Origin of the sequence: Actibacterium lipolyticum, assembly GCF_900184935.1 — a bacterium.
Classification (GTDB): domain Bacteria; phylum Pseudomonadota; class Alphaproteobacteria; order Rhodobacterales; family Rhodobacteraceae; genus Actibacterium_A; species Actibacterium_A lipolyticum.
In genome coordinates, this window is sequence record NZ_FXYE01000002.1 from 395550 (window position 1) to 418196 (window position 22647).

The 22647-nt window shown below is 57.6% G+C and carries 21 protein-coding genes, 1 tRNA gene and 1 pseudogene; 6 read left to right on the forward strand and 17 right to left on the reverse strand.

Annotated features, from left to right (window positions below):
• Nucleotides 1-6 precede the first annotated feature (6 nt).
• The 6 genes from COL8621_RS10595 to chvE all read right to left on the reverse strand — a co-directional run bounded on the left by COL8621_RS10595 (nt 7) and on the right by chvE (nt 7548).
• The gene (locus COL8621_RS10595; protein WP_093967340.1) at nt 7-924 is read right to left on the reverse strand and encodes a dihydrodipicolinate synthase family protein; all 918 of its coding nucleotides are present in this window, start codon (nt 922-924) and stop codon (nt 7-9) included.
• 58 nt (nt 925-982) lie between these two features.
• Nucleotides 983-1906 carry a Gfo/Idh/MocA family protein gene (locus COL8621_RS10600; RefSeq protein WP_093967341.1) on the reverse strand — a complete coding sequence of 308 codons (924 nt, stop codon included), beginning with the start codon at nt 1904-1906 and terminating at the stop codon, nt 983-985.
• Nucleotides 1906-3648, reverse strand: coding sequence for an L-arabinonate dehydratase (gene araD / locus COL8621_RS10605; RefSeq protein ID WP_093967342.1), 1743 nt, complete (start codon nt 3646-3648; stop codon nt 1906-1908). Before araD ends, COL8621_RS10600 begins: the two co-directional genes overlap by 1 nt.
• A gap of 3 nt (nt 3649-3651) precedes the next feature.
• Entirely contained in the window at nt 3652-4887 is a 1236-nt protein-coding gene (gene mmsB / locus COL8621_RS10610; RefSeq protein WP_093967343.1) for a multiple monosaccharide ABC transporter permease, read from the reverse strand.
• 12 nt (nt 4888-4899) lie between these two features.
• Nucleotides 4900-6420: a multiple monosaccharide ABC transporter ATP-binding protein gene (gene mmsA / locus COL8621_RS10615; RefSeq protein ID WP_093968521.1), complete on the reverse strand. Its 1521-nt coding sequence runs from the start codon at nt 6418-6420 to the stop codon at nt 4900-4902.
• A gap of 72 nt (nt 6421-6492) precedes the next feature.
• On the reverse strand, nt 6493-7548 hold the full coding sequence (gene chvE, locus COL8621_RS10620) for a multiple monosaccharide ABC transporter substrate-binding protein (RefSeq protein WP_093967344.1): 1056 nt from the start codon (nt 7546-7548) through the stop codon (nt 6493-6495).
• 151 nt (nt 7549-7699) lie between these two features.
• On the opposite strand from chvE, the gene COL8621_RS10625 reads away from it, so the two are divergent.
• On the forward strand, nt 7700-8617 hold the full coding sequence (locus tag COL8621_RS10625; RefSeq protein ID WP_093967345.1) for a LysR family transcriptional regulator: 918 nt from the start codon (nt 7700-7702) through the stop codon (nt 8615-8617).
• 178 nt (nt 8618-8795) lie between these two features.
• On the opposite strand, the gene COL8621_RS10630 is transcribed toward COL8621_RS10625, so the two are convergent.
• Together COL8621_RS10630 and COL8621_RS10635 are read right to left on the reverse strand one after the other, a co-directional pair.
• Nucleotides 8796-8871 (reverse strand) — tRNA-Thr (locus COL8621_RS10630).
• A 45-nt stretch (nt 8872-8916) separates the two neighbouring features.
• Entirely contained in the window at nt 8917-10575 is a 1659-nt protein-coding gene (locus tag COL8621_RS10635; protein WP_093967346.1) for an ABC transporter permease, read from the reverse strand.
• A 168-nt stretch (nt 10576-10743) separates the two neighbouring features.
• Between COL8621_RS10635 and COL8621_RS10640 the strand changes: the two genes are divergently transcribed.
• On the forward strand, nt 10744-11535 hold the full coding sequence (locus COL8621_RS10640) for a hypothetical protein (protein WP_141137878.1): 792 nt from the start codon (nt 10744-10746) through the stop codon (nt 11533-11535).
• Between the two features lie 17 nt (nt 11536-11552).
• Here the strand turns inward: COL8621_RS10640 and COL8621_RS10645 are convergent, their stop codons facing one another.
• The gene (locus tag COL8621_RS10645) at nt 11553-11810 is read right to left on the reverse strand and encodes a DUF2312 domain-containing protein (RefSeq protein ID WP_093967348.1); all 258 of its coding nucleotides are present in this window, start codon (nt 11808-11810) and stop codon (nt 11553-11555) included.
• Between the two features lie 202 nt (nt 11811-12012).
• Here COL8621_RS10645 and COL8621_RS10650 point away from each other — a divergent pair, with 202 nt between their 5' ends.
• Nucleotides 12013-12228, forward strand: coding sequence for a hypothetical protein (locus COL8621_RS10650; protein ID WP_093967349.1), 216 nt, complete (start codon nt 12013-12015; stop codon nt 12226-12228).
• Between the two features lie 12 nt (nt 12229-12240).
• Here COL8621_RS10650 and COL8621_RS10655 read toward each other — a convergent pair whose 3' ends face one another.
• From COL8621_RS10655 to COL8621_RS10665, 3 genes are all read right to left on the reverse strand, one after another.
• Nucleotides 12241-14106 (reverse strand): enoyl-CoA hydratase-related protein, encoded by a 1866-nt coding sequence (locus tag COL8621_RS10655; RefSeq protein ID WP_093967350.1) that lies wholly within the window; start codon nt 14104-14106, stop codon nt 12241-12243.
• A 126-nt stretch (nt 14107-14232) separates the two neighbouring features.
• A complete protein-coding gene (locus tag COL8621_RS10660; protein WP_093967351.1) occupies nt 14233-14445 on the reverse strand; it encodes a hypothetical protein in 213 nt (70 codons plus the stop codon).
• A gap of 35 nt (nt 14446-14480) precedes the next feature.
• Nucleotides 14481-14798 (reverse strand): TraR/DksA family transcriptional regulator, encoded by a 318-nt coding sequence (locus COL8621_RS10665; RefSeq protein WP_093967352.1) that lies wholly within the window; start codon nt 14796-14798, stop codon nt 14481-14483.
• Between the two features lie 150 nt (nt 14799-14948).
• Between COL8621_RS10665 and COL8621_RS10670 the strand changes: the two genes are divergently transcribed.
• The 3 genes and pseudogenes from COL8621_RS10670 to COL8621_RS10680 all read left to right on the forward strand — a co-directional run bounded on the left by COL8621_RS10670 (nt 14949) and on the right by COL8621_RS10680 (nt 16703).
• Nucleotides 14949-15812, forward strand: a complete 864-nt coding sequence (locus COL8621_RS10670) for an MBL fold metallo-hydrolase (RefSeq protein WP_093967353.1) — start codon at nt 14949-14951, stop codon at nt 15810-15812.
• A gap of 25 nt (nt 15813-15837) precedes the next feature.
• Nucleotides 15838-16281: pseudogene (locus COL8621_RS10675) on the forward strand (YeeE/YedE family protein); the annotation flags it as partial.
• Nucleotides 16281-16703 (forward strand): DUF6691 family protein, encoded by a 423-nt coding sequence (locus tag COL8621_RS10680; RefSeq protein WP_093967355.1) that lies wholly within the window; start codon nt 16281-16283, stop codon nt 16701-16703. The pseudogene COL8621_RS10675 and the gene COL8621_RS10680, both read left to right, overlap by 1 nt.
• Here COL8621_RS10680 and COL8621_RS10685 read toward each other — a convergent pair whose 3' ends face one another.
• The 5 genes from COL8621_RS10685 to COL8621_RS10705 form a co-directional block, all read right to left on the reverse strand.
• Nucleotides 16704-17639 carry a FliM/FliN family flagellar motor switch protein gene (locus tag COL8621_RS10685; protein WP_093967356.1) on the reverse strand — a complete coding sequence of 312 codons (936 nt, stop codon included), beginning with the start codon at nt 17637-17639 and terminating at the stop codon, nt 16704-16706.
• A 69-nt stretch (nt 17640-17708) separates the two neighbouring features.
• The gene (locus COL8621_RS10690; RefSeq protein WP_176438531.1) at nt 17709-20396 is read right to left on the reverse strand and encodes an ATP-binding protein; all 2688 of its coding nucleotides are present in this window, start codon (nt 20394-20396) and stop codon (nt 17709-17711) included.
• Nucleotides 20396-20608: a hypothetical protein gene (locus COL8621_RS10695; RefSeq protein ID WP_093967358.1), complete on the reverse strand. Its 213-nt coding sequence runs from the start codon at nt 20606-20608 to the stop codon at nt 20396-20398. The genes COL8621_RS10690 and COL8621_RS10695 overlap by 1 nt, the downstream gene beginning before the upstream one ends.
• Before the next feature lie 56 nt (nt 20609-20664).
• Complete coding sequence (locus tag COL8621_RS10700) at nt 20665-21033, reverse strand: response regulator transcription factor (protein ID WP_093967359.1); 369 nt, start codon at nt 21031-21033, stop codon at nt 20665-20667.
• 111 nt (nt 21034-21144) lie between these two features.
• Complete coding sequence (locus tag COL8621_RS10705; protein ID WP_093967360.1) at nt 21145-22446, reverse strand: helix-turn-helix transcriptional regulator; 1302 nt, start codon at nt 22444-22446, stop codon at nt 21145-21147.
• Nucleotides 22447-22647: the final 201 nt, after the last annotated feature.

Below are 22647 nucleotides of genomic sequence, written 5' to 3' on the forward strand. Positions count from 1 at the left end.
TTTCTCCTACTTGCCCCAGCGCAGCGCAACGAGGTCATGTTCACGCGCCAGCGACAGCAATCGGTCTTTTGTGCGCGGCGACATTGGTTTCAGCGGGTGGCGCACGTGATCAGACCCGATAACGCCGCCCTCCATCATCACAGTTTTTGCCGCCCGTAAGCCGCATTGGCGGTTTTCGTGGTTGATCAGCGGCAGGCAGGTTTTCCACTGTTCAAGCGCCGCATCGGTCTTACCTGCAAGGTAATCGACCACGATTGGCCGGATCATTTCCGGCTGCAAAGCCGAGGTCATCGTGCCAGTACATCCAGCATCCAGATCGGCCAAAAGGGTCACGGCCTCTTCGCCATCAAACGGACCAACGATGTGTTCGCCCCCTGCTTCGATCAGGGCGGCAAGTTTATCGGCGGCAAAGGGCGTTTCCATTTTGAAATAGGACACATTTTCAATCTCGCGCGCCATGCGCACCAACAGCGGCACGGGCAAGGACACGCCAGAAAGCGGGGCATCCTGAACCATAATCGGGATGTTCACCGCGTCCGAGGCCGCCTGAAAATGTTCAAAGATGCCATTCTCTGCCGGGATCAGCCCGACGCCATGATAAGGCGGCATCATCATCAACATGCTGGCGCCAAGTGCCTCTGCCTCGCGGGCGCGCGCCTCGACAATTCCGGTTGCGAAATGGCTGATCGTCACGATGACGGGCACGCGACCAGCGACATGTTCAAGGCTGACACGGGTCAAGGTTGCCCGTTCTTCGTCCGACAACAAGAACTGTTCAGAATAGTTGGCAAGGATGCATATGGCGTCCACGCCCTGATCAATCATACAATCAAGCACCCGGCGCATACCTTCGGGGTCGATTGTCCCGTCGGCGTGAAATGGCGTCGGTGCCACAGGAAGAATTCCGGTCAAAGGTTGTTTCATATCTAAGTCTCTTATTGGCTGTGTGTGGCGGTAAGGCGCGGCGATTGTCCGGGCGGCATCACCATTCAAACGGCGCAACGGTGACGCGCTTTCCAAGTGTGAAAGCATCGGCAACGTGGCGCATCGGGGCGAGGTCCATATCAATGCCGCCTTGAACGACCAGTTCAGCCATTTGCGCGTAAAGTCGTGGATATTCCCCGCCAAGCCCGGCAACGCCTTCGTCGTGACGCCCGTCAATCGTCATCTTGCCGCCACCGTTTTCCAACAGCAGCGTGCCCTGATCTGTCACCGCCTCGATGTTCCAAGTTGGGGGGCCCGGTTCAAGCCAATCCAGATTGGCAGACACATCTGCCCCGCCGGGGTGATAGAACCGGCATGAAGCGGCGATGGGCGTATCGCGGTTTTGCGGAAAGTGAAGCTCTGCCGCGGTCAGGTGCAGCGGGTCGGGCAGGATCTCGGTCACAATCGACAACGCGTTTATTCCGGGGTCGAAAACCCCCAACCCACCGGGTTCGAAACACCAATCCTGACCGGGATGCCATTGACGCACATCTTCTTTCCACGTCACCGTCAGCTTTTTCAGGGTTTTCCCCGCCAACCATGCCTTTGCCGGGGCCACCTTATCCGCCTGCCGCGAATGCCACGTGGCATAAAGCGACACCCGGTGTTCGCGCGCCATTGCTTCCAGTGTGTGACATTCCGACAAAGTTGCGCCCGGCGGCTTTTCCAGCATCACGTGGCGGCCCGCGCGAATGGCTTTGGCCGCATAGTCAAAGCGCGGGACCGGTGGCAGGCACAGCGACACGACGCGAATATCGGGGCGCGTTTCCAGCATATGATCGAAGTCGGCGAACGCCTCTACGCCGTCCACCTGGCCGTGGCGCGATACGGTTGCTGCCAAATCCCAATCGCGACTGTCTGCAATCGCGGGGACATGTTGATCGACCGCGATCTTTCCAATTCCGACAAGACCGATAAGCATCAATGCGAATCCTTTCCGACCGCCGAGCCTCGGCAGCCCTTAAGGAAATCCAGATCTGCGCCCGTATCTGCGCCCTCGACATGGGCTTGATGCAACCACTCATACCCGCCGCTTGGGGGCTGATGGCGTGGGGTCCATGCGGCAAGGCGCGTTGCCAGTTCTTCGTCAGAGATATCAAGGTGCAAGCGCCGGGCTTCGACATCCAGTTCAATCATGTCACCACTTTGAACGACCGCTAAAGGTCCGCCTGCCGCGGCCTCGGGCGAGGTGTGCAGGATAACTGTGCCATAGGCCGTGCCTGACATCCGCGCATCCGAAATACGCACCATATCGGTGATACCCTTCTTCAGCACCTTTGCGGGCAAGCCCATATTCCCAACCTCTGCCATGCCGGGATACCCTTTGGGGCCGCAGTTTTTCAAAACCATCACGCATGTTTCGTCGATGTCCAGCGCGTCGTCTGCGATCTTTTCCTTATAGTCATCGATGTCTTCGAAAACGACTGCACGTCCACGGTGTTTAAGCAAATTCGCAGAGGCGGCGGATGGTTTTACCACCGCACCGTTCGGTGCCAGATTGCCCTTCAGCACCGCGATGCCGCCTTGCGTGGTAAGCGCGTTGTCCAACGGAAGGATCACATCCTCGTTCCAATTGGTCACATCCTTCACCTCGTCCCAGATCGACTGCCCGGAAACGGTCAGGGCGGATTTGTGCAGTTGCCCGCCCTCACCCAGACGTTTCAGAACAACGGGAAGGCCACCGGCATAAAAGAACTCTTCCATCAGGTACTTGCCCGATGGCATCAAGTTCACAATCGTCGCCACGTCGCGCCCGCAACGGTCCCAGTCATCAAGGTTCAGATCGATGCCGACCCGGCCTGCAATGGCCAGCAAGTGGATCACCGCATTGGTGGAACCGCCAATCGCGCCGTTACAGCGGATCGCGTTTTCAAACGCCGATTTCGTCATGATGTCGGATGGCTTCAAATCGTCTTTGACCATCTGCACGATCCGCCGCCCCGAAAGTTGCGCCATGACGCGGCGGCGGCTGTCCACCGCAGGGATCGCCGCATTACCCGACAAAGCCATACCCAAGGCTTCGGCCATCGACGCCATCGTGCTGGCGGTGCCCATCGTGTTACAGGTGCCCGAAGAGCGGCTCATCGATTGTTCGGCTTCCAAGAACTCTTCTTGGGTCATTTCCCCGGCTTTCACAGCTTCGGAAAACTTCCACAGATGCGTGCCGGAACCCACACGCTCGCCCCGGAAATAGCCATTCAACATCGGCCCGCCCGTCACCACAATTGACGGCAAGTCGGTCGAGGCCGCAGCCATAAGCAAAGACGGCGTGGTCTTGTCACACCCCACCAACAGCACGGCACCATCGATCGGTTGCCCGCGCATCTGTTCTTCGACCGACAGGGCCGCAAGGTTGCGATACATCATCGCCGTCGGCCTGAACGTGTTTTCCGATGCGGAAAAAGCCGGAACCTCCACCGGAAAGCCGCCCGCCTCCCAGATACCGGCCTTCACCTTTTCTGACAGCTCTCGCAGGTGGCCGTTGCAAGGGGTCAGATCAGACCAAGTATTCATGATGCCAATTACCGGGCGACCATCAAACAGGTCGTTCGGATAGCCTTGGTTCTTTAGCCAGCCACGGTGATAGATCGTGTCACGAGACGTGCCGCCATACCATTCTTGGCTGCGCAGCTTACGGGGCCATTTCGCCGGAGTGAATGCCATTGCTCAGCCCTGCTTGCTTTTGTTGTAAACGTCGAAGATGACAGCGGCCAGCAGCACAAGGCCCTTGATGATCTGTTGGTAATCAATGCCGATCCCCATGATCGACATGCCGTTGTTCAACACGCCCATCAGGAACGCGCCGACCACAGCGCCGACAATCCGGCCAACCCCGCCCGACATCGACGCGCCGCCGATAAAGACTGCCGCGATCACATCCAGTTCCAGCGCAAAGCCAGCCTTGGGCGTTGCGGTGTTCAGCCGCGCGGCAAAAACCAAACCCGCCGCCGCTGCCAACACGCCCATGTTCACGAAGGCCAAAAAGGTCAACCGCTCGGTCTTGATGCCTGACAGTTTTGCGGCCTTTTCATTGCCCCCCAACGCATAGACCCGACGCCCCAGAACGGTCTTTTCGGTGATGAATGCATAGATGATCGTCAGCACACCCATCGTGATCAGCACATTGGGCAGGCCCCGAAATGTCGCCAGCTTGAACATGATAAAGATCAGCGCCGCCCCAACGATAACATTGCGCGCGATGAAAAAGCTGCGCGGCTCGTCTATGATGCCGTAAGCCTTGTTGCGCGCACGTTTGCGCATACCCATCCAGACGATGGTGGCAGCGGCGATAATACCTGTGCCAAGCGCAAGCACGTTCACCTTGCGGGCCTCAAAGATCGGCGCAAGGCTTTCACCAAATCCAGCCGGGAACAGGTCAGGCACAAAGCCGTTGGCAAGCATCTGGAATTCCCGTGGGAACGGCCCGACGGACTGCCCCTCTAGCAACCACAGCGACAAGCCCCGGAAAACCAACATCCCGGCAAGCGTCACGATGAAAGACGGAATTTTCCAGTAAGCAACCCAATACCCTTGGGCCGCCCCGATCAGCCCGCCGCACACAAGGCAGACCACGATCGTCAGCATCACAGGCAGGTCGTGATTGACGATCATCACAGCGGCAAGCGCCCCGACAAACCCCATAACCGACCCGACCGACAGGTCGATATGGCCTGCCACGATCACGATCAGCATGCCCAGCGCCATAATGATGATATAGCTGTTCTGAAGCAGCAGATTGGTGATGTTGACCGACCGCAGCAGCGTCCCCGAGGTCATGATCTGAAAGAACGCCATAATGGCGATCAGCGCAAAAAGCAGGCCGTATTCGCGCAAGTGCCCTTTCAGGTAATCAACGATGCCATAGGCCTGATGTTCTGTGTCCGTGGTTTCAGCGACTGCCATCCCCGGGTCTCCTTATTCTGTCACGATGAGCGACATGATGCGCTCTTGGCTGGCTTCCTCGGCGGTCAATTCGCCGACCAGGGCGCCTTCGTTCATTACGTAAATTCGGTCGCACATGCCCAACAGCTCTGGCATTTCAGAAGAGATCATCAAAACCCCTTTTCCCTGCGCGGACAGGTCATTGATGATCCCGTAGATTTCGAACTTCGCGCCGACATCAATGCCGCGCGTGGGTTCATCCAAGATCAGGACCTCGGGACCGGCAAACAGCCATTTCGACAACACGACCTTTTGCTGGTTACCGCCAGACAGGTTCATGACCCGCTGGAACACGCTGGGCGTGCGGATGTTCATCGCACTGCGGTATTTTTCCGCAACCTCGGTTTCTTGGTTTTCGTTCAGAATGCCACCCGCAGACACACCCGACAGGTTTGCCAAGGTCACATTGCGCTGGATCGTTTCTTCAAGGATCAGGCCCAGGCTTTTGCGGTCTTCGGTGACATAGGCCAACCCGGCGGCGATGGCCTTGGGCACGGTAGAAACATCCGCCTTTTGGCCGTTCAATGACACCTCGCCGCTGATGTTCCGACCATAGGACCGGCCAAACAGGCTCATCGCCAGTTCCGTCCGCCCCGAACCCATGAGCCCCGCGATTCCGACCACCTCTCCGGCGCGGACATTGAACGACGCGTCTTTGATGACCTGAAGTTCAGTGTGTTCGGGGTGCCAGACGTTCCAATTGGCCACATCCAACAGAACCTCGCCCGCCCGGCGATCCCGCGCGGGGTAACGATGCGCCATGTCCCGCCCGACCATGTCGCGCACGATGTTATCTTCGGTGATCGGCTGGGTCCGCGCGTCCATCGTTGAAACGGTTGCCCCGTCACGAATGACGGTAACGCTGTCTGAGACGCGGCGAACCTCGTTCAGCTTGTGACTGATGATGATGCAGGTGACGCCTTGCGCCTTAAGCTCTAGCATCAGGTCCAACAGGGCCTGACTGTCGGCTTCGGACAGGGCGGCGGTGGGTTCGTCAAGGATCAGCAGGCGAACCTCTTTGGACAACGCCTTTGCGATTTCGACCAATTGCTGTTTGCCTACGCCCAGCTTGTCCACCAAGGTCGTGGGTGCCTCTTTCAGGCCAACCTTGCGCAACAGTTTTTCGGTGGTCTGAAACGTGCCTTGCCAGTCGATGATACCGCCGCTGGCCTGCTCGTTCCCCAAAAACAGGTTCTCGGCAATCGACAGCAACGGAACCAGTGCAAGTTCCTGATGAATGATGATGATGCCCTGTTTTTCACTGTCGGCGATATTGCGAAATTCGGCCAACTTGCCGTCATAGTGAATTTCACCGTCGTAACTTCCAGCGGGATAAACCCCCGAAAGCACTTTCATTAGCGTCGATTTTCCGGCCCCGTTTTCGCCGACCAGCGCGTGAATTTCACCTTCTTTGACGGTTAGTTGTACGTCATCCAAAGCTTTAACGCCCGGGAAGGTCTTCGTGATCGAACGCATTTCCAGAAGAGCTGACATGCCCAAACCCTGTTCTTCTTTTGGATCTGCCCGGACCAACGCCCGGACAGATCAGTAACAGCCCAAAGATGCTTACTTGATTTGATCCATGGTATAGTAACCGGACCCGATCAGACGCTCTTCCCAGTTTTCAGCTGTCACAGGCAGCGGCTCCAACAGGTAGGATGGGACCACTTTGACGCCATTGTCATAGGTCGAGGTATCGTTGATCTCTGGCGTGCCACCTTTCAAAAGCGCATCCGCCATGCCCACGGTCACACCAGCCAGCGACCGGGTGTCTTTGAAGATGGTCGAATACTGCTCTCCGGCAAGGATCGACTTGACCGAAGGAACCTCTGCATCCTGCCCGGTGACGATCGGCATTTTCAGATCGCCGGAACCGTAACCGACGCCCTTAAGCGACGACAGGATACCGATCGAAAGACCGTCATAGGGTGCCAGAACGCCGTGGACTTCTTTGTCGGTGTAATGGGCGGACAACAGGTTATCCATGCGGGCCTGTGCAACAGCACCATCCCAGCGCAACGTGCCGACAGTATCCATACCCATCTGACCCGACACGATGTTGATAGAGCCATCGTCGATCAGCGGCTGAATGACACTCATCGCGCCATTATAGAAAAAGTAGGCGTTGTTGTCGTCCGGCGAACCGCCAAACAGTTCAACGTTCCACGGCGATACGTCGCCATAGCGTTCCTTAAGGCCGTTCACCAAATTGGTGGCTTGCAGCACGCCAACTTTGAAGTTGTCGAACGTGGCGTAATAATCCACGTCCCCACTGTCACGGATCAGGCGGTCATATGCGATAACCTTGATCCCCGAGGCCGCAGCGTTTTCCAACGCGTTAGACAAGGTGGTGCCGTCGATGGCTGCGATGACCAACACATCAACACCCTTGGTGATCATGTTCTCGATCTGGGCCAGCTGATTTGGAATGTCATCTTCTGCGTATTGCAGATCGGTTTTGTAACCGGCAGCAGCAAATTGTTCGACCATCGAGTTGCCGTCAGAAATCCAGCGCGCCGACGATTTGGTTGGCATAGCAATGCCAACGGTGCTTTCGGCATAGGCGCCAGTAGCAAGCAAAAGAGCGGCACCGGCCGAAGCCAGGAGCGATTTGAAATTCATGATGTTCCTCCACGTGGTTGCGCCCATTAAATTCGAAGGCGCGGTCTCCCCTTGGCCATCTAGGCCACGGGATGGAGGTAACAGCCCATCTGCATAGCAATCAATTCGCATTACTGGCAATCTGCATACCCAATATGATATGCATCGCCTCATGGATTTAGCAAAACGCCTTAAGCCCAACCAATTGCGGCTTCTTTTGAAAATAGCCGAGACTGGCCAGCTTCAGCTTGCCGCCAACATGGTTTCCATTTCCCAACCGGCCGCGTCGCGCATCCTTGGGGATATCGAAGACTTGGTCGGTGCCGCGCTGTTCATCCGTCATCCAAAGGGTATGGAAACCACGGCACTTGGGGCCATCTGCGTCCGGCACGCGAAGGTGATTTTGGAAGAAATGGATGCCCTAGCGACCGAAGCGCTTAGGTTCACCGAAGGCGAAATCGGCCATGTGCGGGTTGGCACAGTCACCGGGCCTGCCGTCGGATCGCTGATGCCCGCGATTCAAAAAGTTAAAGCGCACGCCCCTGACATCGAGATGACGATCGAAGTCGGCCCCTCCACCAACTTGGTCCGGGGTTTGGCCGAAGGGCGTTTCGACTTTGTCATTTCCCGCCTGCCCCCCGGATACGACAGCCGAGATTTCCGGATGCACCCCGCCCGCAGCGAAGAAATCGCGTTATTGGTCCGGCCCGAACATCCCTTGGCCGATCAGGCGGATATTTCTTTGTCGGCGTTGTTGGATTTCGAATGGGTGGTGCAGGAACTGGGCTCACCGATCCGTCAGGCGGTCGAGGCTTCGTTTCTTGCCAGCAATCTTCCAACGCCTGCACGCGTCACCAATTCTTCGTCACTGCTTGTCGCGCTTTCGATGCTTCAGGGCACCGATTCAGTCGTCCCCTTAACCAACGAAGTGGCAAACCTGCTGGCCAAAGGTCCGCTGGACGCGAATGTCTGCATTCTGGACCTAGAGACACCGATTATCGTGTCCCCTTGCTTTGTCATCCAGAACCGCGCGCGACAGCTAAGCAGCGCCGCAGAACGGGTATTCACGGCTGTGCTTGAATGGCTTTGATCGTCCAGCCCGTTCTATACACTTAACGCAAGCCCGGCAGGCCAAAGATGCATTACAACAACCTTCTTTGGTTTGCATCCTGCATCTCTTGCGCACCCCAGAGGCGCTAAAACGCATGTCGCGTAAACCGGACTTTACGCCGTCACCGCATGCTGAGTATTCGAAATTATTTGTTGAGTGGTGCCCCCACACGGACTCGAACCGCGGACCTACTGATTACAAATCAGTTGCTCTACCAGCTGAGCTATAGGGGCACTGTCGGGGGATTTAGCGTGCCTTTCGGGGGACCGCAAGCCCCTCTATCGGTTGTTTCTTGCTAAAAGTAACACAGCGACCAATCCGACCCCGATAACAAGCAGTGCGGCGGGTGCCGCATCCCCTATATTTTCAAGCGATGCCTTCTCATAGACGCGTGTTGCCAGCGTATTGAAACCGAAAGGACGCAACAGCAGCGTCGCGGGCAACTCTTTCACGCAATCGACGAAAACCAGCAAAAGCGCTGTACCGACCGAGCCGCGAATAAGCGGCAGGTAGACCGACAACAGTGTTCCACGCGCCGTGCGCCCCAATGAACGCGCCGCCATTGGCAAGCTGGGGGTAATGCGCCCCATGGCCGAATCTGCCGCGCCCTGCGCGATGGCGAAGAAACGCACGCTGTAGGCATAGACCACCGCGAATGCAGATCCGGTCATCACCAGGCCGATATCGATGCCAAAGAAACGCTCGACCCCGTCTGCAAGAACGTGGTCAGCCGCGGCCATGGGAATCAACAATCCCACCGCAAGAACCGCACCGGGCGCGGCATAGCCGATGGTCGTCACCGGCAACAACAGGCGCGGTAAGGTGCGTTTGCTTAGCCGCACGCCGTAAACCAGAAACAACGCGGCCACGACCGTCAGGCACGCCGCAGCGCCAGCAACCGTCAGCGTGTTAAGCAGCGCGCCCAGCAGCCCCGGCGCAAGCCATCCATCGGATGCGCCGATTGCGTGTGACAGGATCACGCCGACGGGCATCACAAAGCCGAAAAGGAACGGAAGGCCGCACAAGACCGCTGCGGCGATGCCGCGCCAGTGGGTCAGCTGAATCTTTGTCACCGGGCGGCTTTGGCGCGCCGGGTTGTGATACCGCATCTTACGCCGGCTGACTTTTTCCAAGGCCATCAGCGCAAGGATCAGCCCCAAGATGACGGTGGCAATCTGCGCCGCGCCGCCGCTGTTTCCGCCTTCTAGCCAGACACTGAAGATGCCAGTGGTAAGCGTTTGCACCGCAAAGAATTCGACCACGCCAAAATCATTGACAGTTTCCATCATCACAATGGCCGCCCCTGCGGCGATTGCTGGGCGCGCCAAGGGCAGACCCACGCGCCAGAACCGCGCCCAAGCGCCTGCACCCAATGCTCGGGCGACCTCATACGTATTGCCCGACTGCTCGCGGAAGGCTGCACGGGCCATAAGATAGACATAGGGATAGAGCGCCGCCGAAAGCACCAAGACCGCCGCCCCACGCGAACGAATTTCGGGGAACCAATAGTCGCGGGAGTTCTGCCAGCCGAAAATATCGCGCAACGCCGTTTGCACCGGCCCCGCATATTCAAGGAAATCGACCAAGGCATACGCGCCGACGTAGGCCGGAATGGCCAGTGGCAACAACAATAGCCATTCTAACCAGCGTGATAGCGGAAAGCGGTACATCGTGATCAGCCAAGCGGCCCCCGTCCCAACCGCCGCTGACAACAGCCCGACGGAGCCCATCAGAATGCCAGTATTCACGAAGTAACGCGGCAATGTCGTGCTGATCAGATGCGGCCAGACGTTTTCTTCGGGGTTCAGGGCAAGCCACAGAACCGATACAATCGGTACCAGCACCAACGCCGCGATCAGAACGGCCCCGACGGACCATGGATCAATGCTTAAACGAAGCCGCTGAGCGGGGCTTACTTGAGTGTTTCTCTCGGCCATGAGGCGGCTCTACAGTAAAGGCGTTTTACTGTCCAGAAATCCTCGTATATCCATGCAGTAGCAAAAACTTGGTCAAGGAACGATATGCAGATCGCCTATCATCTTGGAGCGCACTTCACCGATGAAGATCGGCTTTTGCATTGCCTGCTGAAAAGCAAGGGTGTCCTTATGAACGAAGGCATCCATATCCCTGGGCCAAGCAAATATCGCGGGCTGCTGCGCGACACGATGATTTCGCTTAGGGGGCGCACAGCCCCGGCCGAAACCCAAGAGCTTATTCTTGATACCGTCTTGGATGACGAAAAGGCCAAGCGCATCGTCTTTTCGAACCAGTCGTTCTTCTGCATGCCCGCCAAAATCATGTCGCGCGGACAATTTTATCACAGCGCTGGTGAAAAGGCGCAGTGGCTTTCGCAGATATTGCCGGAAGCAGAGTGTGAATTTCACATTGCCCTGCGCAACCCCGCCACGTTCATTCCCGCGCTGTTTGCACGGATGCGGAACGTGGATTTCGAAAGCCTGATGGAAGGTTTCGATTTGAACCGACTGCTATGGAGCGATGTTATCCAGCGCATCATGGCGGCAAACCCCGGCGTGAAACTTACCGTTTGGTGCAACGAAGACTCGCCCGTTATCTGGCACGACATCCTCAAAGCGCTTTCCGGTCATGGCGAGGGGACCGAACTTGTCGGCACCGATGATTTCCTGTCGTCAATCATGACAGAGACCGGCATGGCACGCATGAATACCTATATCGCAAGCCATCCACCCGCGACCGACGCTCAGCGCCGTCGCATCATTGCCGCGTTTCTGGATAAATTCGCGATCGAAGACGAGGTCGAGGTTGAACTCGACCTGCCCGGCTGGACCGAACAGGTCGTCGATCAAATCAACAACACCTATGACGAAGATGTCTATAACATCGAGCAGATGCCGGGCGTGACCTTCCTCGCGCCCTGACCTGCAAGACGTTCGGCTTACATGCCCAGCGCTTCTTTATACATCTCAAGAACGGCTTCTTCTTCGGCGATGTCATCCCGGTCACGCTTGCGCAGCGCGATAACCTTGCGAATGACCTTGGTGTCATAGCCGCGGCCTTTTGCTTCGGCCATCACTTCTTTTTGCTGTTCAGCAATGTCTTTCTTTTCGGCATCCAGCCGTTCGATGCGTTCGATGAACTGGCGCAGTTCGTCAGCGGTAACGCGGTATGTGGTGTCGGAAACGGTATCGCTCATTGGGGCCTCGTCGGTTTTCGGTTTTCCATCGGATAGCGTTCACCCTGCCCTACCGCAAGCCCCGCCCACCCGGCCGCGCGAAACTATGCGTAGATGATGACATTTGCGCTCATCACGCAGGGCCCCGCGACACTGCATCGTTCTTGCACCCTTTGAAACTATCCGCTAGCTGCCTTTTCACGCAGCGCAGAAGGAATGCACGATGGATTGGTTGATTTGGACAGGGGCGGTTATTTCGCTATTGGGCCTTGCAGGGCTGATCTGGTGCATCGTCATCGCCGCAAAAGCCAAACGCGCAGGGCTGGCGGATGAGGAAATGCGCGCACGCCTTCAAAAAGTCGTCGCGCTGAACCTAGTCGCGCTTTTCGTTTCAGCGATTGGCCTGATGATGGTCGTTGCGGGTATCATGCTGGGCTGATCACAGCCCCGGCTATTCCCGACTTATCGCGGCGAATGTCTTGCCGTTCTTGATCAACTCATCAAACAGATTGGAAGGTGCCCAGAAATCGGCATCCTCTTCCATCAGGACGGTCAGGGTACGCTTGACTGTCAAAAGCCCCGTCAGATCGGCATGCATCATTGGCCCGCCTTCCCAACGCGGGAAGCCATAGCCATGGATCATCACCACATCGATATCCGACGGTCGGCGCGCAATGCCCGCTTGCACCAACAACGCGCCGGCATTGGCCATCGCGGCCAAGCAACGCTGGCAAATTTCATCGGCCGTAAAATGAGTCCGCGCGTGGCCACGGATCTCCTTGCCGCCAAATGGCAACTTCTGGAACCCGAACTCGCTTAGCGCATTGTCGATCGTGGCGCGGTCTGCGCCCATGTCTGCCATCGCCTCTGCGGCCCAAACACAGGCGCCCCAGACTGCCGCGCCAAGGCCGCCTTCTTCGCCGCGGCTTAGAACGGCAACACGGTTCAGGCGGCGCGTCAGCTGCGCAGTGGTTTGCAGAACGTCAGGTGCGGTTTCCTGCCCGCCAAGCAATTCGACCAACCGGCCCATATGCGCAGACACAGGTGCCTGAACGCCAATCGCATCGGCGGGACGTTCAAGAAGTTCGAAATTGATGCCCTCTCCCGGCGGTACAGAGATCGCCATGATCGCGCCCGGTTTACAGATCGGTTCAACCGTCGGGACATTAGACATGCCGACGACCAGCACCAGGTCCGCCTGACTAAGCGCAGTATCATCAGCGCGGTCTGACAGCCTGCCAAGACGCTCTGCTTCTTGCTCAACCTGCATCTTTTTGCGATCGACGGCTTGGTCATAGATCGCAATCACCTGCTCGGCGACGCCAGTTCTGCTGGGTTCATCACGCGCATGAAGCGAAACGTGAAAACCTGCATCTAGCAATGCAACGATCCAGCCGGCGGCATCAGGGCCGGCCCCGAACGTCGCAACACGCGACACCCGGCGCGGTTGCGCGCCGTCAGCTTCGGGTACCCGCGCGGCAAAACGCTCTGCCTGAAAGACGTACCGCAACGCGCGCGAGGCCCCGCTTTTCAGGCAATCTTCCAGCGCGGACTTTTCGCAATTAAGCCCCGCTTCGAACGGCAGCAACTGTGCAGCCTCGACGCAGTCGACGATCCGAGATGCGGTTTTGACCGGGTTTTTATGAGCCTTATCGCGGTATTTTCCGATCATTTCCTGAAACGCAGCAGGGTCGGCCATGCCGTCCCGACAATCTCTGGCCCGCTTGGGGCCAGCACCGGATTCGATCAATTCCATCGCATAGGCCCGCGCGGCAGGTGCCAGATCGCCTTTTGTCGTGCGGTCAATCAGGCCCAAGCGCTGCGCCTCTGGCGCGCTTACGGGTTTACCGACGAACATCATCTCAAGCGCGACGGCAGCACCGGCCAGACGCGGCAACCGTTGGGTGCCCCCTGCACTTGGCACCAACCCAAGGCTTATTTCCGGCAGGCCGACATGCGCATTCGCAGATGCGATCCGATAATGGGCAGCAAGCGCAAGTTCGAAACCACCGCCCAGCGCCGCGCCTTGAATGGCGGCGATGACAGGTTTGCTGCACAGTTCGATCTGATTGCACAGGGCCGACAGTGACGGGTCTTTGATTGGGTGATCCAGCTCGTTCAGCTCTGCGCCGGATGGAAACGTGCGCCCTTCTGCCAACAGAAGGATCGCACGAACGCTGTCATCGGCTTCGGCCTTATCAAATGCAGCGGCAAGATCGGCACGAACCTGATCGCTAAGCGCATTCACCGGCGGGTGGTTCAAAGTAAGATGGGCCACGCCGCCCGCGTCGATGTTAAGACGCACCAATTCTGTCATTGTGTCCACACTATATCAAATGGCCCCACCGAATACCCCAACCGTTGGTAGCGAACGAGGTATCAAAGTGGCACCATTTGTATAGTGAACGACCTAAAGCGCAAGAAATTGATGCAATAACAGCGCCTAGACAGGCATGTTATCGTATAAATCGTCGGCTTCATCGTCTTCCAGCTGCAATTCAAGCCGCTGGATGTCCTCTGGCACGGGCAGTCCCAACGCCTTCATCTCAGAGATTTTTGCGCGAAGCTCTTCTTGCAGTACATGCCGATCTTCAGGACGTTTTTCGATTTCTTCCAGAACAAGTGCGATCCCAGCTTTCAGTTCTTCAAAGGCCATGCTGTCCTCCCAAATTGAATTCAGTGTTCACGCTGCTAAACGGCGCAGCGTTTGCAAAATGGTGTTGCGGGCAGTGTATCCAACCGCTCCGCAGAGATGTCGTCGCCACATTTGGCGCAAACCCCATAGCTTCCATCTTCGATACGCCCGAGTGCGGCGCGGATTCGCTCTATTTCGGCAAGACCTGACGTGCCGATACGTTCAAGAACTTCATCCTCTTCGCGCTCAACTGCCAATTCTTCCCAATCTTTCGACTGGTGGGAGTCAAGCTCCTCCTCGATGCCGTGAAGGCGCACATCCAGCTCTTTGAGCCTTTTTTCTAGGGCTTTTTTGCGTTCAGCCACGTCAACCATCACTGTTCCTTCTCAATAAATCCAGCTTCTATGTTACTTTCGGGGGAACATTCTTCATTGATGCACATCAACTATGCAGAAATGAGAGGATTGAAACACATCGCAAAAATAGCATATGTAATGCGAAGCCCTAGAAAGGAGCGCAGAACCATGTCACCCGAAGTGAAGGCCTTCTTTGACGAGGCCACAAACACAGTTTCGTATGTTGTCCGCGACCCGATGTCGAAAAAAGCCGCTATTATCGATAGTGTGCTGGATTTCGACTATGCCTCTGGCCACACGGATACCCGCTCGGCCGATGCGGTCATCGCCTATGTGAAAGAGCAGGAATTCGACGTTGAGTGGATTCTGGAAACCCACGTCCACGCCGACCACCTGTCCGCCGCCCCTTACATCCAAGAACGTGTAGGCGGCAAAATCGGCATCGGCGAAAAGATCCGTGTTGTGCAGGACACATTCGGCAAAGTCTTCAACGAAGGCACAAAATTCCAACGCGATGGCAGCCAGTTCGACAAGCTGTTTAACGAAGGCGATAGCTTTCATATCGGTCAGCTGCGCGGCGATGTGCTGCACACGCCGGGGCACACCCCTGCTTGTCTGACCTATGTGATCGACGATGCCGCCTTTGTTGGCGATACGCTGTTCATGCCTGATTTCGGCACCGCACGCTGTGACTTCCCCGGCGGGTCGGCTGAAACCATGTTCGACTCGGTTCAGAAAATCCTGAGCCTGCCGGATGAGACCCGCATCTTTGTGGGCCACGACTATAAGGCACCGGGCCGTGATACCTATGCGTGGGAAACCACCGTGGGCGAACAAAAGGCGCGCAACGTGCATGTCGGCGGTGATAACGACAAAGATAAGTTCGTAAAAATGCGGACAGAACGGGACGCAACACTGGGAATGCCCAAGCTGATCGTACCGTCATTGCAGGTTAATATGCGAGCCGGTCAGATGCCCGAGCCAGAAGATGACGGTTCGGTCTATCTGAAGGTTCCGATCAACAAACTCTAATCACAAAAAAGGGTCAAAGGACCCAAGGGAAACGCGCGAAATGATTGAACAGGACTGGATTTGGGGCTTTGTCGGCGGTTTGCTGATTGGCCTTGGTGGGGCGGTGTATCTGCTTGTAAACGGGCGGATTATGGGCGCCAGCGGCATTCTTGGCGGGCTGGTTGACGGCTCTGGCAAGAATTCGATGTGGGAAAGGATTTCCTTTATCGCAGGGGTGATCCTGACGCCCATCGCCCTTTACCCGCTTTATGGCGCGGTGGATACGCATGTCACATCGAACATGGCGGTGCTGATTGCCGCCGGTTTGTTGGTGGGTGTCGGCACTCGCATCGCGAACGGCTGTACATCTGGTCACGGTGTTTGCGGTATCTCGCGGCTGTCGCTGCGCGGAATTTCGGCCACGGTGTTTTACATCATGGCGGGCGGCGTCACGATCGTTCTGTTCCGCCACGTATTGGGAGTGATCTGATGCGTAATCTTTTTGCTCTTATCGCTGGTGGGCTGTTCGGCGCGGGCCTGTTCATCTCTGGCATGACAGATACTGCTAAGGTTCAGGGTTGGCTTGATGTGTTCGGCAACTGGGATCCCACCCTTGCGTTCGTTATGGGTGGTGCGATCCTGCCAATGGCCGTTGCATGGCAACTGACCCGCAACCGCCGCCCGGCGCTGGGGGGTGATTTCCCCACACCGCCAGAGCCTAAAGTAGGGCGTAATCTGGTGATCGGGTCGGTCATGTTTGGCATGGGCTGGGGGCTTGCCGGCCTTTGCCCCGGCCCTTCCCTGGCCTCGCTTAGCTATGGCGGCATCGGGCACTGGGTGTTCGCCGCAGCCATGGTTGCAGGTATGCTGGTGGCGGTGCCGTTCAAGAGACGGCTGACCGCGATGGCGTAATCATTGCGACACCGCAATGTCTGTTGAAATGACTGGCGCGTCCTTTTCGGGCGCGCCTTTTTCTATGGGTGGCGCGCCAAGCTCAATGCGCACAGCCCTGTCCCCACGTGATTGGCCAAGTCGCCCGGTCGCCACAACCGTCCCTTCCGACGCTTCCAACCGCACCGCACTTAGCGCTTGGTTGGGAAGGTGAAGCACTTGGCCAACCTGCAGGTTCATCAACTGGCGCAGCGGCAGCTTTAGCCGTGCAAGAACCGCGTCGACCTGAACCTCGGCGACCATCACGTTGGACCGCATCGCCCCCGCCCAGTCAGTGTCCGCCCCCGCCTTAGCAGGCGCAGACTTTTGCGCCGCCACCTCTGGCAAGGCCAATGTGATTGTTCCGCTTCGCGTCCCGTCGGCAATGTCCAGCGTCAGGCGCAAAACGCGGAAACGTGCTTCGGGCAGGGAAAACCGAATTAGCCGCGTATCGGCGATGTAACCATCATACCGGAAGCCTTTGGCCCATCCTGCATTCCCAACGCCATCAAACGCCGTTTCAAATTCCGCCAGCGCCCTGTCGATACAGCCCCGCGCCATTTCAGCGTCAATTCGGGTGGGTTTGCGTTCGCCAGAGGGGGGCGGCACCTGCCCCGTCATACGCTGACCGACGACCGCGCCCAAAAGCGAAACGCTTAGCACCACAAGCCCCGCGCGGCCATTCGGCCCGACCAGAAGCCCCACAAAATCATGCCCGTCTACAAGGCCGTCCAAGCCGTCAAGGTCAACAAAGCTGTCCGCCGCTTCGGTGACACTTACCCGCAGCCCCAGATCTTTCTGCGCGGCGCGCGGGAACGATGCCCGAAAGGACCGCAGATCAACACCCGGCGCGACCGGGGCCGATTGCCCAACGCTTAACTTACGTTTCAATACAGAGGGTTGTGGTTCGTCCAACATCTAAGCCCTTGCAACATGCATTGGCCCAGCTTTCGCCGATTAAGGTTCACAAAGGGTTACGAAATGAGCCTAAGCCGCTTTTGCCTTGGCTAAGGGTAAACTTACCTGAAAGGCCGCGCCGCCCTGCCCCGGCAGATAGGTGATACCGCCGCCAAGCTTGCTCATAATCTCGCGGCAAATCGCCAGCCCCAGACCGGCACCACCGGCCGCATTTCGGTCTGACAGACGCGAGAATTTCTCAAAGATGATGTCCTGACTGCGTTTGGGGATACCATTGCCATTGTCGATGAAATCCACCGCAACGTTCGGCCCCAACTGGCGTACCTTGATCCACAGCTGCGGCGCGTCCGCATCGCAATATTTCTGCGCGTTCGCAATCAAGTTGATGAACACCTGACACAGCCGATCCGTATCGGTCACCAAAGCAACATCTTCGGTGGCGCGACTGCGCGTAATCCGCAAGTTTCCGCTGCCGTCCAGCGACCCCGTCGCCGCAACCGCGCGGTCGATGAGATCGGTCAAATTCCCGGGCTGTGCGTTCAACGTTACCTGACCGTTTTCCAATACGGAAAGGTCCAACAGATCATCCAGAAGGCGCGTCAGGCGAATGGCCTCTTCGTGGATGATGGACGAATATTTCGTCATATCCGCCTCGCTTAGGTCACCGCCATCCATCAGGATTTCAGAAAACGCGCGGATAGAGGTCATCGGCGTGCGCAATTCGTGGCTGATCTGGCTAAGGAACGCATCCTTTTGAATCGAAAGCTCTGTCAGCTTTTCGTTCGCTTCACGCAACTGGCGCGCGGTCCGGCTAAGCTCTTCTGATTTCGCTTCCAACTGGTTGGAATATTCCATCATCTGCGCGGTTTCGTCGGCCACCGCCATCAGGTCTTCGACCGACACCGATGATCGGCCCACGATCTGCCCAACCATCGCGTGCGATGTGGCGGCACCAACGGAGCCTGCCAGCTCTCGCTCCAACCGTTCCAAAAAGGCCGGGGTCGTATCCGGCAAAAAGCCCACCTTGCCCTGCGCCGCCGCCGCGCGTTGAAACAGCGCCTGCGCCTTGTCGGGGCCAAGAATACGCTGCGACATCATAAGCAGGTCTTCAGCCTCGGCCATGCCATGGGTCCAGCTTTGCGCGGCCGACGAATGTTCAAAAACATTGACGAATTGCGCGCCCTGCAAACGCTCCATCGGGGATGGGAAGCCAGACAGTGACACGGCGAAAAATGCGAAGCTGTTCAATGACATGGACCAGAACATCGCATGGATCAAAGGGTCCATTCCGGCCACGCCGAACAACCCCTGCGGCCGCAACCAGCCGATGCCCCACGGCCCATCCGCCAACAGTGACGCGCTCATCACGCTGCCGGCGCCAAAGCTGGGCAGGAAAAGCGTATAAGCCCACAAAAAGAAACCGACCAGCAAACCCGCGACCGCACCGCGTTTTGTTGCTCCGCGCCAAAAGATCCCGCCGATCAATGCGGGCAGCACCTGCGCGACGCCGGTGAACGAAATCAAGCCAATGGATGCAAGTGCCGCTGACCCGCCCGTCAGCCGGAAGTACAGATAGCCCAGCACCAGCACACCAGCGATTGAAATGCGGCGCGCCGTCAGCACGACCTTGCGCACATCCCCCGACACGGTGGCCCCGGTGTTCTGCCAGCTTAGCCAAAGCGGCATAACGATATGGTTGGACACCATCGTGGACAGCGCAATTGCCGCGACAATCACCATCGATGTGGCCGACGAAAACCCGCCAAGGAACGCAAGCGTCGCCAGCCCATCGCGATCAAAGCTAAGTGGCACGGTCAGCACGAACAAATCGGGGTTAGAACCGGGCGGCTGCGTGGCCAAGCCAATCACGGCAATCGGCACCACGAACAGGCTCATCAAACACAGGTAAAGCGGGAAGGCCCAAGACGCCGTCGCAAGGTGCCTTTCATCCGCGTTTTCGACGACCAGAACCTGAAACATGCGCGGCAGCGTGAAAATCGCCGCGCCCGCCAAGAAGGTCAGCCCGACCCAGCGCCCGCCGTTGAACTGTGTCTCTGCAATCGGTGATGCGGCGATGCGATCGGCCATGTCCCCCAAGCCGCCCGCGACCCCCCAAATGACGAAGATTCCGACGGCCAACAGGGCGACAAGCTTCACCACTGCCTCTACCGCGATGGCGGTGACAACCCCGTGATGGCGTTCGTTCGCATCAAGGTTTCGCGTACCAAACAGCACCGTAAACAACGCCAAACCCGCCGCTACCCACAGTGCGGTGGCGTTCAGATCGGTTGGCTGCCACGCTTCGGAATCGGCTTGTGCAAAGACTGAAAAAGACAGCGTAACCGATTGAAGTTGCAAGGCAATATAAGGTGTCGTTCCGACCACCGCCAACAGCGTTACAATCACGCCCAGCGTGTTGGATTTACCGTAACGCGATGAAATCAGATCAGCGATAGAGGTGATCCGCTGTGTCTTACCAATGCGCACCAGCTTGCGCAGCATCCACCACCAGCCGACCAGAACAAGTGTCGGGCCAAGGTAGATGGTCAGAAACTCCAACCCCGACCGCGCGGCATAGCCAACCGCGCCGTAAAACGTCCACGCCGTACAATAGACCGACAGCGACAACGTATAAACCAACGGAGAGCGAAGCCACCCGACCTTGCCCGCACTGGCCCGCCGTTCGGCAAAGAACGCGACCAGAAACAGCACCACCACATAGGCAACGCAAACCGCAACAAGTATATCGAACGGGATCACCCGTCGTCCTCCTGCCCGTCCTCAACCAACGCGCCGTTGGCACGGTGCAACCGTCGCGACAGCAACCCGGCCAGAATGATCAGCACGAACCACACCGCAAAGATATAGACGACAATCCCTGCCGTTGCGGCGGGGCCACCGGTTTGACGCAAAAGCGGCATCATAAACAGGAACAGCCCCAGAATGGGCAACAACCGCGCCGCATCCATGATCCGCCGCCCGCGGTAGGTTTGCCGTTCTAAAAACAAAGGGCGTACGGGCGGTTTCACGCGCCCACCAGATCCCGCACCGTGCTAAGCACATCGGTGTTTGAAAACGGCTTGGTCATGAAACGGCTTGCGCCAAGGCTTTCGGCCATCTCCCGGTCTTTCGTTTGCCCCTTTGCGGTCAGCATCAACACCGGCAACGCGGCGGTCTCCCCCCCGCCGCGAATGTCGCGCAGAATCTCAAAACCGCTGCGGCCGGGCAGCATAACATCAAGGATCACCACATCCGGACGCATATCCAACACCTTTTCATAAGCGCTTTTGCCGTCGGAATGGGTCTGCACGTGCCAACCGTCACGCGACAGAATAAAGCGGATGGCTTCAATTATATTCGGCTCATCCTCAATCAACAGAACATCGCGGCCCATACGTCTCCCCCCGCTGTTGGTCCGTCTTATCTTTTTTTGTGCATGCAACTATTCACTAAGAATAGCACCAGTGTCAAAACCCATCGACCTGCGCCAACCACGTTTGCGCAATCATAACCCATCCGCAAGGATGGATGGTTCACGCCGTGCGGGACACTCGCGCCGTGGGCAAATGCGGCAACTTGTGCCGATGGGCTGCACGCCCGCTTCGCTATCGGGTGGTCCCGGCAAGATCAACATCGCCGCCTCCAACACCTGAGGGCCGCCGAAAGCGCCATTCAAAACCGGTTGGCACAATGCGTATGTCAAAAACCGCTCCGGCGGCTGCCCCGCCTGTTCAACCACCGCCCGAATCGGCGTCATCGGCCGGGTCAGCGCCTGATACAGCGGCCACAACGGGCACGCCGCACCAAAACGAGGTAGCCCAAACCCCGCGACGGGCTTGCGGAACGTCAGCGTGCCCGACCCGTCACAGGCCACCAAGCCAACCGGCACCGGGCACATCTCTTCGGGAAGTGTGGCCATGCGGCGAAAGACGGTTCCTGCATCGGTGCCGAACCGCTGCGCCAGCCGCCCGGGGTCCATATTCAGATCAGCAACCGCTTCCGCGAAGGCGTCCAACGGTAAGATCCGCGCGTCATTGCGGTATCGTTCCAAATATTGCCGCGCCAATTCCTGCCCCGGGGACGAGGTGATTTCGCCACTTTGCGCAATCAACCCATCAATATCGCCGCCGTCCCCCTCCAATTCCTGCAGATGATAGCCCTGCGATTTTAATAACGCCTCTACCTCTTCTTGGGGCGAGGTTTGACGGCCAGCCTCCCCCGCGCCATCGTCCAGATAACCGACCAACGCCTGCGCGCCTTCGGCAAGGCGCCGACTGTCGTCGCGCAGGTTGCGGTGGAACCGCGCCTGCCAGTCCCGGTCAATGTCTTCTGTTTCGGCCAGAATAGCAGCGGTAGATCGAATAGCCGTTACAGTTGAAAGAACTTCGTGCAGAGAGGCCGAAAGAAACGGGTCATGTGTCATGCGATCCGACAAGACCTCGACGATCTGCTCCAACTCGCCCACGCGGCGGTGGCGGTCGGCCAGCAATTGCGCCCAGCCCGGAAAGCGGCCTGCGAACTCTTCTACTTGCTGTGTTTCAACCTTTGCGCCCGCTGGCCCTGCTGATGCCTCGCGCAACGCCTCCAACAACGCTGCCTCGGCGCCTTCCGTTAGGATAGATGCCTCAACGTCAAGCTTGCGCGCCAGATCGACAAGCAGTTTGCCACCGATTCTTCTGCGGTTGTGCTCAATCAAATTAAGGTAGGAAGGGGAAATTCCGACATCGCGCGCCACTTCGGCCTGACGCAAACCCAGAACCATTCGCCTTTCTCTGATCCGTGTGCCCGTAAGCCCGCCGCGCGACATTCCGAAAACTCCCTGATTCCAATGGGTTTCTGCACCTGCGTGATAATTTGTTTACAATGCATACAACGGTATTGTGGATTTGTTTACAAAAAAATTGTTTCGTTGAAAGGAGTTGTTGCGAAATTTTCCCACCATACCCGATACTGGGTACACCTTGTAAAAGGTAGCGGTGCGCGAAGAGGAGACGTTGTACCGCAATTC